This is a genomic window from Nocardioides sp. NPDC004968, assembly GCF_040608935.1.
Classification (GTDB): Bacteria; Actinomycetota; Actinomycetes; order Propionibacteriales; family Nocardioidaceae; genus Nocardioides.
Map to the genome: position 1 here is coordinate 49,659 of NZ_JBEXJF010000011.1, position 14,567 is coordinate 64,225.

The following is a 14,567-nucleotide window of genomic DNA, read 5'->3' on the forward strand; positions in this document are numbered from 1 at the left end:
GTGACGACCACCACTCCCCTTGGCATACTCCCCCAGGGATTTACAAAGGGAGCTGAATTGTTCAACCGACGTCTGTCCATGTTCGCCGCGCTCGTGCCGCTGGCCGCGCTCTCGGCGGGGTGGACCGCCGCTGCCACCGGCACCGGGTTCGATCCGGTCGAACCCGTGACGCTGCCCGGTGGCGAGACGCTGGTGACGTCGGCGATCGACCAGCCCGCGAGCGTCACCGAGCCCGCGCCCGCTCAAGGAGCTCGCAAGGGCGCCCGAACCGGCACGATCGCCGTCGCGATGGCGCAGGGAAGCGACATCCCGATGTCGGCACTGGCCGCCTACCAGCGTGCGGCCGCCGTCGTCACCACTGCCGACCGGGCCTGTGCCCTCGACTGGACGCTGCTCGCCGCCGTCGGGATGGTCGAGTCCGACCACGGGCGTCTGAAGAGCAGTCGGCTCGACGACTCGGGCAAGGCCACGCCTCCGATCTACGGTCCCGCACTGACCGCTCCCGCCGGCGACCCCGCACCCGACACCGACGCCGGTGCCGTCGACAAGCTCACCAGTGGCGACCGGGCTGTCGGGCCGATGCAGTTCATCCCCTCCACCTGGCCGTTGGTCGCCGTCGACGGAGACGGCGACGGCGTACGCGACCCGCAGGACATCGACGACGCCGCCCTCGCCGCCGCCGTCTACCTCTGCTCCGGTGACGAGGACGTCTCCACCGATGCGGGGAAGCAGGCCTCGCTCACTCGCTACAACCGCAGCGAGGCGTACGTCTCCACCGTCCTGAAGATCGCCAAGGGCTACGCCGACAGCCCCTACGGCGGTGACGACATCGAGCTCGCCGCCGCGCCCGCGCACGCCGAGCCGAAACCAGGCCGCCCGGGGCAGAGTGCGGCGAAGAAGGCCGACCAGAAGCCCGGGAAGAAGAAGCCCCCCGCCGTCACCCCGAAGCCGAGCTCGGGCGCCCGGCCCTCGAACAAGCCGAGCCCGACCCCCTCGACGGCCCCGAGCCCCAGCCCCACCCCGACCGATGACGGCAGCTGGGCCTCGATCTCCGAGCGCCGCGGCATCTGTGCCGCCGAGCTGTCCTCCCGCTTCCCCGACCTCGCCGACGGTTGGGACACCAACCGAGCCGTCGACTCCTGCAGCATCCGGCTGCTCGGCAAGACCGTCACCCAGGCCAACGCCGCCGTCCCCGGAGTCGTCACCGACATCACCGGGTACGTCGAGTGGCTGATCAAGACGCTGCCGTAAGGCTTCCTTTCCGACCTCGAATGCGCACTTGGCATTCGGATAGGCTCGAAGCAGGGCCACAGTCGTCCAGGTCATTCTCGACACTGGCATGGTGGCAAACCCGAGGCGGTGGCACATGGCCGCACTCGGCGCGTCTCGGTCGGCCTCGGGCAACGAAGCGTGGTGGAAGTCGGCGGTGGTCTACCAGATCTACGTCCGCAGCTTCGCCGATTCCGACGACGACGGCATCGGTGACCTTCCGGGCATCCTGGAACACCTGGACTACCTCCAGGAGCTGGGGATCGATGTCATCTGGCTGTCCCCGGTCTACCGCTCGCCTCAGGAGGACAACGGCTACGACGTCAGCGACTACCAGGACGTCGACCCGCTCTTCGGCACCCTGGAGGACCTCGACCGGCTGCTCGCCGCGGTCCATCTGCGGGGCATGAGGCTGATCATGGACCTCGTCGTCAACCACACCTCGGACCAGCACCCCTGGTTCCTCGCCTCGCGCGGCTCGCGTGAGACGGCCACCTCCGAGTGGTACTTCTGGCGGGATGCCCGGCCGGGGACGGTGCCCGGTGAGCCCGGGTCGGAACCGAACAACTGGGGTGCATCCTTCGGCGGGTCCGCATGGGAGTGGGTGCCGGAGCGAGGCCAGTACTACCTGCACCTGTTCGCTCGGTCCCAGCCGGACCTGAACTGGGACAACCCGGACACCCGCGAGGCGGTCTTCACCATGATGAACTGGTGGCTCGACCGCGGCATCGATGGCTTCCGGATGGACGTCATCAACTTCATCTCCAAGGATCCACGGCTCCCCGACGCGCCGCTCAACCGCGACGGCTACGGCGACGGGATGCCGTACTTCAGCCATGGTCCGCGGATCCGCGACTATCTGTCCGAGATGAAGCGCCGGGTCTTCGACTCGCGGCCGAGCAGCTACCTCACCGTGGGTGAGATGCCAGGGGTCACACCCGAGCAGGCCCGGGAGTTCACCGACCAGGTGCACGGCCAACTCGCCATGGTGTTCCAGTACGAGCACGTCACCCTCGACGCGGACGGCGACAAGTGGACCCAACGACGAATGAGCGTGAAAGACCTGCGGGACACGCTCGCGAAGTGGCAGACCGCCCTCGGCGACACCGGCTGGAACAGCCTCTACTGGAACAACCACGACCAGCCCAGGGTCGTCTCCCGCTACGGCAACGACACGATGTACTGGCGCGAGTCGGCCACCGCCCTGGCCACGGTGCTGCATCTGCACCGGGGCACGCCGTACGTCTTCCAGGGCGAGGAGATCGGGATGACCAACACCCGGTTCACCGGCATCGACGACTTCCGGGACGTCGAGTCGCTCGACTACTACGCGAGAGCGGTCGGTACGCACCGCGTGGACGCCGCCGTCGCGCTGGACACCCTGCGACGCCGGAGCCGGGACAACGCGCGTACGCCGATGCAGTGGAGCGCCGAGTCGGGGGCCGGCTTCACGACCGGGAGCCCCTGGATCGGGGTCAATCCCAACCACAGCTGGTTGAACGTCGACGCACAGCGTGGCGCGCCGGGCTCGGTCTATGAGTACTACCGCGCCCTGATCGCACTGCGGCACCGCTTGCCGGTCGTGGTGGACGGGCACTTCGCCGCCATCGACACCGGCCGTGACCAGATCTACGCCTTCCGGCGCCAGCTGGGTGACGTGACCCTCACCGTCCATGCGAATCTGTCCGACCTGCCGGTCTCCGTCGACCGCGACGACCCGGTGGCTCGTGAGCTGGTGCTGGCCAACTACCCCCGGAGCAGGATCGATCCCGATCGGCTGGAGCCCTGGGAAGTCCGCGTCTACGTGAGGTGAGGGCCCGGCGGTTAGGCTGGGGCCAAGACTGCAGGACACCTGCCGCTCGACGCGGACATCGCGGGGGGCACACGGCAGCGGTGTCGGCAGCAACCCGCAGACAGTGGGCAGATGCCTTCGTATCTCGACAATCGTCCGAAGACAGTCGGAAACATCTACTTCGTCTGGAACCCGCACCAGCCGCTGCCGGCAGGAACCGGGGGCACCGAGAACTACACGATCGGCCATGTCCGCGAGCTCAATCGCCGCGGCATCAATGCCCACGTCGTCACCATCGGTGTCGGGATGACGGACGGACGCGACGAGTTCGCGGACATCCCCTTCCTCTCGATGGCGAGCGTCGCGGACGTCGGCGAGCTGGACGGGGTCGTGATCTTCGTCGCCGAGTTCCCCGTCGTGGTGACCAGGCGACCGGCGTACCAGATGCTGCATGTGCCACCACCAGGAGACGCCGTCGACCGGACCCGCATCGCGGCCACCATGCAGGACCGGTCGCTGATCGCGACCAGCCGGTTCTCCGCGCAGTTGTGGGCCGAGTTCCTCGACGTCGACATCGACACCATCAGCATCGTCTACCCCTACGCCGAGGCGTGCTTCAGCACCGAGGTCCGCCCGCCGGCCGACGAGGCCGGGATTCGCATCCTCTACGCGGGCCGGCTGAGCCCGGAGAAGGGGATCTACACGTTGCTGGCGATGCTCGACCTGGACCCGGTCGGCCAGGAGCGGGCCTTCACCTGCACGGCCACGACCGCCGGCTCCGACAAGCCGCAGGGCCGCAACATCGAGCGGGTCCTCGAAGCGCATCCCAGCGTTCGGCTCGTGCCCCGGCGGACCACCTCGCGCGCGATGGCCACGTTGATGGCCCAGCACGACATCATCGTCATGCCCTCCAACAGCCAGTACTGGCACGAGACCTTCGGCATCGTCTCGATCGAGGCCCAGCACTCCGGCTGTCGCGTCGTCGCCTCCGACGACGGCGGTCTCCCCGAGACCGACTGTGGCTCGATCACGCTGGTCGCCCCCGACGACCCCGCTGCGCTGGCGCAAGGCGTCCGCGCCGCCGCCGCCCAGGGCGAGGTCAACGAGCTCGTCAGGATCAACGCTGCCGCTCGGTTCACCGTCGACAACTCGGTCGACGGCCTCATCGACGTGCTGCTGCTGCCGTCACCTCTCACGCCTGCCGCCGTCGTACGGGACCTGGAGACTCTCGTCCTGATGCCGGCTGCCGACGATCCGCAGGAGCTCTCGACCTTGCAGACGCCTGCCTGACCTTCGCTCAGCTGCAAAACGCATCAGGCTCCTTGCTCGCGGGTGCGGGCAAGGAGCCTGATTGCTACGGGAAAGTGGGTCTCGACCCGCTCAGACTTTTTCAATCTGGTTGAAGCTGAGCTCGACCGGAGTCTCGCGGCCGAAGATCTCGACGAGCGCCTTGACGCGCTGGGACTCGGCGTTGAGCTCGGTGATGGTCGCGTGAAGCGTGGCGAAGGGGCCGTCGACGACGGTGACCGAGTCGCCCTCGGCGAAGTCGACGACCTCGACGGGCTTCTTGGCGGTGCCGGTGGAGCCGGAGGTGGCGGTCGCAGCGTCACCGGCGGCGGCAGCCTCGGCCTCGGCCTGGGCGACGACGGCGGGGGCGAGCATGTTCTCGACCTCGGTCATCGACAGCGGGACCGGCTGGTGGCTGTGGCCGACGAAGCCGGTGACCGACGGGGTGTGGCGTACGGCGGCCCAGGACTCGTCGGTGAGGTCCATCCGGACCAGCACGTAACCCGGGAGAACGGTGCGCTTGACCATCTTGCGCTGGCCGTTCTTGATCTCCGGGACCTCCTCGGTGGGGACCACGATCTCGTGGATGTAGTCCTCCATGTTGAGGGAGACGATGCGGTTCTCCAGGTTGGACTTCACCCGGTTCTCCATGCCGGAGTAGGTGTGGATCACGAACCAGTCGCCCGGCTTCGCCCACAGCTCACGGCGGAACGCCTCGAGCGGGTCGTCCTCAGCGGCCTCGGGGGTCTCGCCCTCGACGATCTCGTCGAAGGAGTCCTCGGACTCGACAGCGTCAGCGGACTCGTCGGCCTCGTCGAGCTCAGCCTCTGCAGGCACGTCGGAGGCGGCCTCGGCCGTCTCGAGGACCTCGGTCTCCTCGGTGTAGTCCTGCTCAGACACGTCCTGCTCCAAACCGTTGATTGTGTGTATCGGGTGTGTTCCGCGGGCCGGGGCCCACGCGATCACGCGTCGCGGCCGCCGAACACCCAGAACATCAACTTGCCGAACCCGAGGTCAAGGCCCGCGACGATCGCCATCATGACCAGGACGAAGACCAGAACCACGATGAAGTACGTCGTGAGCTGCTGCTGCGTCGGCCAGACGACCTTGCGGAGCTCGGCCACGACCTGGCGGTAGAACGTCGGGAGACTGGTGCGCTTCTCCGTCTTCTTGTCGTTCGGAGTCGGGACTGCCTTGCTGTCCGTCACGCCGCCACCTTCTCTCGAAAACGTTTCCATCGCTGGTCCGGCTTTGCAGGGCACGAGGGACTTGAACCCCCAACCTTCGGTTTTGGAGACCGATGCTCTGCCAGTTGAGCTAGTGCCCTACGGAGGTCTGCATCAGACGCGCGGTTGAGGGCGCGGCTAACCATGTGGGAAGACCACCAACGGTGAGTCTACGCACTGGGCAATTGGCCCTCCAAAACGAGGGGGTCAAAACCGGGGTGCACCGACCCATAGGATGGCTGACATGACCTCAGATCCCCGTCCCCTCGCCGAGCTCTCGCGCGAGGAACTCGAAGCGTTCGCAACGGAGCAGCGCACGGCGTACGACAACTTGGTGGCCAAGGGCCTGAAGCTGGACCTGACCCGGGGGAAGCCCTCCGCGGACCAGCTCAACCTCTCCGACGGCCTGCTCCATCTCCCCAAGACGACGACCGCCCCGGACGGCACCGACACGCGCAACTACGGCGGCCTGGCCGGCGGCATCGAGATCCGCGAGATCTACGCCGAGCTGCTCGGCCTGGACACCGACCAGCTCATCGCCGGCGGCAACTCGAGCCTCACGATGATGCGCGACACGCTGATGTACCTGTGGCTTCACGGTGGCGTCGACAGCGAGCGGCCGTGGGGCCAGGAGGAGACGGTCAAGTTCGTCTGCCCGGTGCCGGGTTACGACCGCCACTTCACGCTCCTGGAGTGGTTCGGGATCGAGATGGTGACCGTGCCGATGCACGCCGACGGACCCGATGCCGACGCCGTCGCCGCGCTGGTCAAGGACGACCCCACGATCAAGGGCATGTGGCTGGTCCCGACCTACGGCAACCCGACCGGCGACACCACCTCGCAGGAGATCGCCGAGCGGCTAACCTCGATGCCGACCGCGGCCCCCGACTTCAAGATCTTCTGGGACAACGCCTACGCGCTGCACCACCTGACCCCGGCCGAGACCAAGACCGCCGACGTCGTCTCTCTGGCCAACGCGGCCGGCAACCCCCACCGTCCGCTGGTCTTCGCCTCGACCTCCAAGGTCACCTACGCCGGCGCCGGCGTCGGCTTCTTCGGCGGCTCGAAGGAGAACGTCGCCTGGTGGCTGGACCACCTCAGCCACGGCGCGATCGGCCCCGACAAGGTCAACCACCTGCGGCACGCGGAGTTCTTCGGCTCGGCCACCGGCGTACGCGAGCACATGGCCAAGCACCGCGAGCTGCTCGCGCCGCGGTTCGCGGCCGTCGAGGACGCGCTCACCGACCAGCTCGGCGCGCTCGGCGTGGCGACCTGGACCAAGCCCGCCGGCGGCTACTTCGTCAGCCTCGACGTGCTCCCGGGCACCGCGACCCGGGTGATCGAGCTGGCCAAGGGTGCCGGCGTCGCACTGACCCCGGCCGGTTCGGCGTTCCCCGGCAAGGTCGACCCGGAGGACACCAACATCCGGCTGGCCCCGTCCTTCCCGCCGTTGGAGCAGGTCAGCGGGGCCATGGAGGTCGTCACGGTGTGCGTGAAGCTGGCCGCTGCGGAGAAGCTGCTCGCGTGACTTCTGTTTCTGTCGAGGCCCGACGCGACCTACGTACGCTGCCGAAGGCGCATCTGCACCTGCACTTCACGGGTGCGATGCGCCACGAGACCCTGCTCGAGCTGGCCACCCGCGACGGGATCCGGCTGCCCGAGCAGCTGGTCGCGGACTGGCCGCCGACGCTGAGCGCGGCCGACGAGAAGGGCTGGTTCAGGTTCCAGCGTCTCTACGACGTCGCGCGCTCGGTGCTGCGCACCGAGGCGGACATCCGGCGGCTGGTCATGGAGGTCGCCGAGGACGACGTACGCGACGGCGGCAGGTGGCTCGAGATCCAGGTCGACCCGTCGGGCTATGCGGCGAAGTTCGGCGGGATCACGGCCTTCACCGACCTGGTGCTCTCGGCCGTCGGCGACGCGGAGCGGGCGACCGGGCTCGGGATCGCGGTGATCATCGCCTCCAACCGCACCCGGCACCCGATGGACGCGCGCACGCTGGCGCGCCTGGCCGCGCAGTACGTCGACCACGGCGTGGTCGGCTTCGGGCTCTCCAACGACGAGCGGCGCGGGCGGACCGAGGAGTTCGACCACGCCTTCCAGATCGCCGAGCGGGCCGGTCTGCGGCTGATGCCGCACGGTGGCGAGCTGCGCGGTCCCGAGCACATCCGCACCGTGCTGCGGTCGCTGCACGCGACCCGGTTAGGTCACGGCGTACGCGCTGCCGAGGATCCGGCGCTGCTCGACGAGATCGTGCGCGCGGGCGTCGCGCTGGAGGTCTGCCCGACCTCCAACGTGTCGCTCGGCGTCTACTCCGACCTGACCTCGGTGCCGCTGCCGCAGCTGCTCGACGCGGGTGCGACGGTGGCTCTGGGAGCCGATGACCCGCTGCTGTTCGGGTCCCGGCTGGCGGCGCAGTACGCCACCATGCGGGCCGCTCACGAGCTCACCGACGAGACCCTCGCCGACCTGGCACGGATGTCGATCACCGCCTCGACCGCGCCCGAGTCCACGAAGAAGGGTCTGCTCGTCGAGATCGACGACTGGCTCAACACGCCCTCGCAATCCACGGATCCGGCAAGTTAAGACAGAATGTCGGCCATGACGAACCCGTCCGACGATCAGCCCGATCCCAACAAGCCGGCCGACGCCTCCACCCCGCCTCCGCCGACCCCGTCCGAGCCGACTCCCACCGAGCCGACCCAGGCCGACGAGACCCAGGTGGCGACTCCGCCTGCGTCGACGCCGCCTGCGCCGACCCAGCCGATGTACGGCCAGACCTACGGTGAGCAGCCCTCGAACCCCTACGGCGGCGCGACCTTCGACCAGAAGCCGCCGGTCCCGCCGGCTCCGACCCCTGGCTACGGGACGCCTCCGCCGGCTTACGGTGGTCAGCCGAACTACGGTGGTCAGCCGGGCTACGGCCAGGCGCCCTACGGTGCTCCGGCTGCGTACGCCGGTCCGGTCGGCACCCCGGACTCGGGGGCGACCACGGCGATGGTCCTCGGGATCGTCGGGCTCGTGGGGTCGTTCCTCTGTGGTCTCCCCATCGTCCTCTCGCCGTTCGCCCTGTTCATGGGTCTCTCCGCCAAGAAGCGGATCGACGCGTCGGCCGGTGCTCTGACCGGCCGCGGCAACGCGCAGGCGGGCTTCATCCTCGGCATCATCGGCACCGTCCTGTTGGTCCTGAGCATCCTGCTGATCGCCGTCGTCATCATCATCGGCGTCAGCGGCGGGTTCGACGACCCGGGCTACGACAGCGGCTACGAGACCTACGACAGCGAGTTCTGAGATGACGGACACGCCGCCGCCCGGCTACCAGCCCGCACCGGCGCCGTACGGCTTCCCGCAGCCCCCTCCGCATCCCGAGGCCAACTCGGCGATGGTCCTCGGGATCGTCGGGCTGTGCCTGTCGGTCATGTGCGGCGGGATCGGCGTCTTCGTCGCACCCTTCGGATGGGTCAAGGGCAAGCGGGTGATGGCCGAGATCGACGCCAACCCCGCTGCCTACAGCGGGCGCGGCAACGCGCAGGCCGGTTTCATCACCGGCCTCATCGGGACGATCTTCGGGGCGCTCTACATGCTCTTCTGGATCGCCTACATCATCTTCATCATCGTGATGATCGTCGTCGCCTCCAACGAGACCGACAGCACGACGTTCGACAGCATCAACGCGATGCTGAGCAGCCGAATCTGACGGATGGACTGCGGCTACTTCACCTCCGGCGCCTGCCGCTCCTGCCGCTGGCTGGAGATGGCGTACGCCGACCAGCTCGCGCAGAAACAGCGGCGGGTCGCCGGGGCTCTCGGTGACGTACGTTGGGAGGAACCGGTCTCCAGCCCGGAGGCCGGTTTCCGCAACAAGGCGAAGATGGTCGTCGCCGGCTCCGTGGAGGCGCCGACGCTGGGGATCCTGTCGCACGACGGTCTCGGGGTGGACCTGCTCGCCTGCGGGCTGCACACCCCTGGCCTGCAGGCCGCGCTGCCGGTCCTCTCCCGGTTCGTCACGACCGCGCGGCTCACCGCCTACTCCGTGCCGGAGCGGCGCGGCGAGCTCAAGCATGTGATCGTCACCGAGGCGCCCGGCGGCGAGCTGATGGTGCGCTGGGTGCTGCGGTCCACCGAGGCGCTGGCCCGGCTGCGCAAGCACCTTCCGGCTCTGCTGGACGACCTCCCGATCGGCGTCGCCTCGGTGAACATCCAGCCGGAGCACAAGGCCGTCATCGAGGGGCCTGAGGAGATCTTCCTGACCGCCCGCGAGGCGCTCACGATGGAAGTCAACGGGATCGGCCTGCGGCTGCGCCCCCACTCGTTCTTCCAGACCAACACCGATGTCGCGGCCGCGCTCTACCGCCATGCCCGCGACCTGGTCACCTCGGCGGCGCCGACCTCTGTCTGGGACCTCTACTGCGGCGTCGGCGGCTTCGGGCTGCACGTCGCCGCTCCCGGGCGGGAGGTGCTCGGTGTGGAGTCCAGCGAGCAGGCCATCGAAGCCGCCGCCTCGACCGCCGCGGAGCTGGGGCTGCCGGGCACCAGCTGGGTGGCCGGGGATGCGGCTGCGTACGCCCTCTCGGCCGGCTCCGCGCCCGACCTGGTCATCGTCAACCCTCCGCGGCGCGGGATCGGCTCATCGCTCGCCGGGTGGCTGGAGGAGTCGGGGGTCGAGCACGTCGTCTACTCCTCGTGCAACGTCGACACCCTCGCCCGCGACCTGCGCGACATGCCCTCGTTGCGACCGGTGTCGGCGCGACTGCTCGACATGTTCCCGAACACCGATCACCACGAGGTCCTTCTCCTCCTCGAGCGGGGCTAGACGGCTTCGCGAGCCCGCCTGAGCGCGAGAGCGCCGAGGACGAGGCCGGCGAGGCCGAGGACGATCGCCATGCCGCCGCCGACCACGCCGTTGCCGGTGCCGGGTCCGCCGTCGGCCACGAACAGGTTGACGACGCCGACGACGAGGGCGATCGTGCCGCAGCCGAGCGCCACGACGGCGCCGTTGCGGCCATGGTTGCCGACGCCGCGTACGGCACGGGCCAGCGCCACCGCGCCGGCGACCGCTCCCGCCAGGCCGACGAAGGCGGCGAGCGTCGCCCACAGGCGGGCGGTGGTCCGTGTGTAGGCGCCGACGTCAGGGTCGGCGGCGCTGATGAGTACGTCGTTCAGGGACATGGAGGGCTCCTTCGTCGAGTTCGATCGGATGACTCGATCGTCGCGTCGACGCACGCCGGAGTCGTCCTGCCTACGTGGACTCTTCGGGGCCGTCGCTACTGCGTACGTGGTAGCCGGATCTCCTGCGTCAGAGGGACTCCCGGGCGGCGGGCGCGGGCATATCCTGCTCGCATGGCCAGGCAGCGGATCACGGTCGGAGACTGGGTCATCGCCGCTGGTGTGGCTGTGGCCCAGCTGGCGGCTGCACTGAGCGGCGGCCAGCCCGGCTCCGGCAACGAGCTTCTCGGCTACGCCGCGCTGGTCGCGAGCGGTCTGGTCCTGGTGTTCCGCCGTCGGGCGCCGGTCGCCGTGCTGGTCGCCAGCGGCGCGTGCGGGCTGGCCTTCCAGGCACTCGGGTTCGACGTCGCGGTGATCGCGTTCCTGGTCGCGGTCTACGCAGCCGTACGGGAGGGGCACCGGCTGGTCACGGTGCTGGCCGCGGTGGTGATGCAGAGCGGGCTGTTCCTGGTGGCGTACGCCTCCGTGGGTGACCTCGGCGCCGCCTCCGAGCAGGCGCGCGGGGCCCTGGAGATCGCCTGGCTGATCGCGGCGGGCGCCGCCGGCGAGGCGCTGCGGCAGGCCGAGCGGCGTGCCGACGAGGCCGAGCGCACCCGGGAGGCCGCGGCACAGCGCCGGGCCGACGACGAGCGCCTGCACATCGCCCGCGAGCTGCACGACTCCCTCACCCACCAGATCTCGGTCATCAAGGTCCAGTCCGAGGCAGCGGTCCACGTGGCCCAGCGACGTGGCGAGGAGGTCCCTGAGTCGCTGCTCGCGATCCGGGAGGCCGGGCGCGAGGCTGCCCGCGAACTGCGGGCCACGCTGACCGCGCTGCGCGACGACGATCCGAACCCGCCGCGGGGGCTCGAGGACGTACGCGACCTGGTGGGATCCGCCGGGTCCACCGGGCTGGACGTCACGCTGACCGTCGACGGACAGCCCGGCGCGGTGCCGGTCGCGGTGGGCCGGACGGCGTACCGGATCGTCCAGGAGGCGCTGACCAACGTGACCCGCCACGCCGCGGCGACGACCGCGGCGGTCCACATCGACCACCGGCCCGACTCGCTCGGGATCCGGGTCGAGGACAACGGCACCGGCGCCCCGGCGACGACCGTGCCCGGCATCGGGCTGCTCGGGATGCGGGAGCGGGTCTCCGCCCTCGGAGGTCAGCTGCAGGCGCAGCCTCGCGAGGAGGGCGGTTTCATGGTCGAGGCACGGCTGCCGGTGGAGCGTACGTCGTGATCCGGGTGCTCCTGGTCGACGACCAGCCACTCATCCGCAGCGGTTTCCGGGCCCTCCTCGACATCGAGGACGACATCGAGGTGGTCGCCGAGGCCGCCGACGGCATCGAGGCGGTGGCGCTCGCCCGCGAGCACCTGCCCGACGTGGCGATGGTCGACATCCAGATGCCCGTGGCCGACGGTCTCGAGGCCACCCGGCGGATCGCCGCCGACCCGGCGCTCGCTGACGTGCACGTCGTGATCCTGACCAACTACGGCATGGACGAGTACGTCCTCGAAGCACTGCGCGCCGGCGCTGCCGGGTTCCTCGTCAAGGACGTCCAGCCGGAGGACTTCGTGCACGCGGTGCGCGTCGCCGCACGTGGCGACGCCCTGCTCGCGCCGTCGGTCACCCGCGCGCTGATCGACCACTACGTCAGCCAGCCCTCCCCTGCCGACGCTCCCCTCGGGCTCGCCGAGCTGACCAACCGGGAGCGCGAGGCGGTCACCCTGGTCGCCCGCGGCATGACCAACGACCAGGTCGCCGAGGCCATGGTGATCAGCGTGCTGACCGCCAAGACCCACATCAACCGGGCGATGACCAAGCTGCACGCGCGCGACCGCGCTCAGCTCGTCGTGTTCGCCTACGAGTCCGGGCTGGTCGCTCCTAGAGCTCCACGCCGAGCATGACGGGCTCGTTGACGAGCACGATCCCGTACGCCGCCTCGACCCCGTCGCGTACCTCTCTCGCCAGGGCGAGCAGGTCCTCGGTCGTGCCCCCGCCGCGGTTGGTGAGGGCGAGGGTGTGCTTCGTGGAGAGGGACACCTTCTGGTTCCCGTGGCCCTTCTTGAAGCCGGCGTGGTCGATGAGCCAGGCGGCGGAGGTCTTCACCGTGCCGTCGGGCTGGGGGTACGCCGGAGCGCCCTCGGGCACGTCCTCGGGGGCGACCACGGGGTTGGTGAAGAAGGAGCCCGCCGACCAGGTGTCGTGGTCGGCCTCGTCGATGACCATGCCCTTGCTGCGGCGCAGGGACAGGACGGCCTCGCGGATCTGCTTGGACGGCACCCGGGTGCCCTGCTCGACGCCGAGCGCGCCGGCGAGCTGGGCGTACGCGATCGGGGAGCCGGTCTCGCCGTCGGTGCCGAGCCGGAAGGTGACCTCGAGGACCACGTAACGCCCGGGAACGCCCTTGAACCGCGACCACCGATAGCCGAACCCACACTCCCCGGCGGTGAAGCTCCGCACTTCGCGAAGCTCGCGGTCGAACACCTTGACCGAGGTGATGGTCTGGGAGACGTCCTGGCCGTACGCCCCGACGTTCTGGATCGGGGTCGCGCCGGCGCTGCCGGGGATGCCGGAGAGCGCCTCGACGCCGCTCCAGCCCTTGTCGACGGCGGTCGTCACGAAGTCGTCCCATGTCTCGCCGGCAGCCACAGTGACGCGTACGCCACCCTCGACCGGCTCCGCCGCGACGCCAGTGGTCGCCAGCTTGATGACGGTGCCCGGGAAGCCGGCGTCGGCGACCACGAGGTTGCTGCCGCCGCCGAGGACGAGCACGTCCTTCCCGTCCTCATCGGCCGCGGTCACGGCCTCGACGATCTCGGCCTCGGTGGTCGCGGTGACGAACTCCGCCGCCGGGCCGCCGAGATGGAAGGTGGTGTAGTCGGAGAGCTTTTCAGACACGTACGGAGACCTTCGGCATGCCGAGGACCTTCTGGTCGCCGGAGAGGACGGTCAGGGCGATCGTCGCCAGCCCGTCCTCGACCGACTTCACGGTGCCGCTGATCGTCACCGAGGTGCCCTCGTCGTCATCGGGCACGACGACCGGGTTGGTGAACTTGGCGCCGAAGTCGACGACCTCGGCACCGTCGGTCCACTCCGAGACCGCTCGGGCGACCAGGGCCATGGTGAACATGCCGTGCGCGATCACGCCGGGGAGGCCGACGGCGGTGGCGATCCGGTCGGACCAGTGGATCGGGTTGAAGTCACCGCTCGCACCGGCGTAGCGCACCAGCGACGCCCGGGTGATGGGGTAGGTCTTCGGGGCCAGCTCGGCGCCTGCTTCAAGTGCCATCACGCGACCTCCGCCGCTCGGTGGACCAGGGTGGCCGAGGTGGTGCAGACGACCGCCCCGGATTCGTCGGTGATCTCCGAGACCGTTCCGATGATGTCGTTGCCGCCGATCTGCCGCAGCGAGGCGACGCTCAGGGTCGCGACCAGCACGTCCCCCGGTGCGATCGGCCGGGCGTACGAGAACTTCTGCTCGCCGTGCACGATCCGCGACAGCTCGACCTGGACGTCGTCCAGGAAGGCGTTCATCGCGTCGAAGGCGAGCACGATCGGGAACGTCGCCGGAACCGGGTCCCCGCTCTCCCAGCCCACACCGGTGGCGGCAGCGAACTCCCGCACCTTCTCGTCGGTGACCCGATAGGGCCTGGTCGGAGGAAACGCGCGCCCTACGAGCGACCCATCAACTGCCATGCGGGCAACTCTAGTGGCCAGCCGAGAAGTCACCCACGTCGGCCGAACCGTCACCTCGGTCACGTCTCGGCAAATGACGAACG

The 14,567-nt window shown here is 69.5% G+C and carries 16 protein-coding genes and 1 tRNA gene; 10 read left to right on the plus strand and 7 right to left on the minus strand.

Translation table 11 applies throughout. The features are described from left to right. The first annotated feature begins 57 nt into the window (after positions 1–57). The 3 genes from ABZU72_RS13395 to ABZU72_RS13405 all read left to right on the plus strand — a co-directional run bounded on the left by ABZU72_RS13395 (position 58) and on the right by ABZU72_RS13405 (position 4,351). Positions 58–1,251 (plus strand): lytic murein transglycosylase, encoded by a 1,194-nt coding sequence (locus ABZU72_RS13395; protein ID WP_355019343.1) that lies wholly within the window; start codon positions 58–60, stop codon positions 1,249–1,251. Between the two features lie 115 nt (positions 1,252–1,366). Further along, complete coding sequence (locus ABZU72_RS13400; protein WP_355019344.1) at positions 1,367–3,082, plus strand: alpha-glucosidase; 1,716 nt, start codon at positions 1,367–1,369, stop codon at positions 3,080–3,082. Between the two features lie 111 nt (positions 3,083–3,193). Further along, positions 3,194–4,351, plus strand: a complete 1,158-nt coding sequence (locus ABZU72_RS13405) for a glycosyltransferase family 4 protein (protein ID WP_355019345.1) — start codon at positions 3,194–3,196, stop codon at positions 4,349–4,351. 90 nt (positions 4,352–4,441) lie between these two features. On the opposite strand, the gene nusG is transcribed toward ABZU72_RS13405, so the two are convergent. The 3 genes from nusG to ABZU72_RS13420 form a co-directional block, all read right to left on the minus strand. Further along, positions 4,442–5,248 carry a transcription termination/antitermination protein NusG gene (nusG, locus tag ABZU72_RS13410; protein WP_355019346.1) on the minus strand — a complete coding sequence of 269 codons (807 nt, stop codon included), beginning with the start codon at positions 5,246–5,248 and terminating at the stop codon, positions 4,442–4,444. 62 nt (positions 5,249–5,310) lie between these two features. Then, positions 5,311–5,586, minus strand: a complete 276-nt coding sequence (gene secE / locus ABZU72_RS13415) for a preprotein translocase subunit SecE (RefSeq protein ID WP_160025598.1) — start codon at positions 5,584–5,586, stop codon at positions 5,311–5,313. Positions 5,587–5,602: 16 nt separating this feature from the next. Further along, positions 5,603–5,675: transfer RNA gene (locus ABZU72_RS13420), tRNA-Trp, on the minus strand. 143 nt (positions 5,676–5,818) lie between these two features. On the opposite strand from ABZU72_RS13420, the gene ABZU72_RS13425 reads away from it, so the two are divergent. From ABZU72_RS13425 to rlmC, 5 genes are read left to right on the plus strand one after another with little or no spacing between them, the layout of a single operon-like run. Then, entirely contained in the window at positions 5,819–7,102 is a 1,284-nt protein-coding gene (locus ABZU72_RS13425) for an aminotransferase class I/II-fold pyridoxal phosphate-dependent enzyme (protein WP_355019347.1), read from the plus strand. Continuing rightward, on the plus strand, positions 7,099–8,160 hold the full coding sequence (locus ABZU72_RS13430; protein ID WP_355019348.1) for an adenosine deaminase: 1,062 nt from the start codon (positions 7,099–7,101) through the stop codon (positions 8,158–8,160). The genes ABZU72_RS13425 and ABZU72_RS13430 overlap by 4 nt, the downstream gene beginning before the upstream one ends. A gap of 15 nt (positions 8,161–8,175) precedes the next feature. After that, positions 8,176–8,865 carry a DUF4190 domain-containing protein gene (locus ABZU72_RS13435; protein WP_355019349.1) on the plus strand — a complete coding sequence of 230 codons (690 nt, stop codon included), beginning with the start codon at positions 8,176–8,178 and terminating at the stop codon, positions 8,863–8,865. A gap of 1 nt (position 8,866) precedes the next feature. Next, positions 8,867–9,271, plus strand: a complete 405-nt coding sequence (locus tag ABZU72_RS13440; RefSeq protein WP_355019350.1) for a DUF4190 domain-containing protein — start codon at positions 8,867–8,869, stop codon at positions 9,269–9,271. Between the two features lie 3 nt (positions 9,272–9,274). Next, the gene (rlmC, locus tag ABZU72_RS13445) at positions 9,275–10,387 is read left to right on the plus strand and encodes a 23S rRNA (uracil(747)-C(5))-methyltransferase RlmC (RefSeq protein WP_355019351.1); all 1,113 of its coding nucleotides are present in this window, start codon (positions 9,275–9,277) and stop codon (positions 10,385–10,387) included. On the opposite strand, the gene ABZU72_RS13450 is transcribed toward rlmC, so the two are convergent. Beyond that, a complete protein-coding gene (locus tag ABZU72_RS13450) occupies positions 10,384–10,743 on the minus strand; it encodes a DUF6223 family protein (RefSeq protein ID WP_355019352.1) in 360 nt (119 codons plus the stop codon). The genes rlmC and ABZU72_RS13450 overlap by 4 nt on opposite strands. A gap of 171 nt (positions 10,744–10,914) precedes the next feature. Here ABZU72_RS13450 and ABZU72_RS13455 point away from each other — a divergent pair, with 171 nt between their 5' ends. Then, positions 10,915–12,024 (plus strand): histidine kinase, encoded by a 1,110-nt coding sequence (locus tag ABZU72_RS13455; protein ID WP_355019353.1) that lies wholly within the window; start codon positions 10,915–10,917, stop codon positions 12,022–12,024. Then, positions 12,021–12,692 (plus strand): response regulator transcription factor, encoded by a 672-nt coding sequence (locus ABZU72_RS13460; protein WP_355019354.1) that lies wholly within the window; start codon positions 12,021–12,023, stop codon positions 12,690–12,692. Before ABZU72_RS13455 ends, ABZU72_RS13460 begins: the two co-directional genes overlap by 4 nt. Here the strand turns inward: ABZU72_RS13460 and ABZU72_RS13465 are convergent. The 3 genes from ABZU72_RS13465 to ABZU72_RS13475 are packed head-to-tail and all read right to left on the minus strand — an operon-like array spanning position 12,670 to position 14,484. Next, entirely contained in the window at positions 12,670–13,686 is a 1,017-nt protein-coding gene (locus tag ABZU72_RS13465; protein WP_355019355.1) for a UDP-N-acetylmuramate dehydrogenase, read from the minus strand. The two genes, ABZU72_RS13460 and ABZU72_RS13465, sit on opposite strands and share 23 nt — an antisense overlap. Then, positions 13,679–14,077 carry a MaoC/PaaZ C-terminal domain-containing protein gene (locus tag ABZU72_RS13470; RefSeq protein ID WP_355019356.1) on the minus strand — a complete coding sequence of 133 codons (399 nt, stop codon included), beginning with the start codon at positions 14,075–14,077 and terminating at the stop codon, positions 13,679–13,681. The genes ABZU72_RS13465 and ABZU72_RS13470 overlap by 8 nt, the downstream gene beginning before the upstream one ends. Next, positions 14,077–14,484 carry a MaoC family dehydratase N-terminal domain-containing protein gene (locus ABZU72_RS13475; RefSeq protein WP_355019357.1) on the minus strand — a complete coding sequence of 136 codons (408 nt, stop codon included), beginning with the start codon at positions 14,482–14,484 and terminating at the stop codon, positions 14,077–14,079. The genes ABZU72_RS13470 and ABZU72_RS13475 overlap by 1 nt, the downstream gene beginning before the upstream one ends. Positions 14,485–14,567 lie beyond the last annotated feature (83 nt).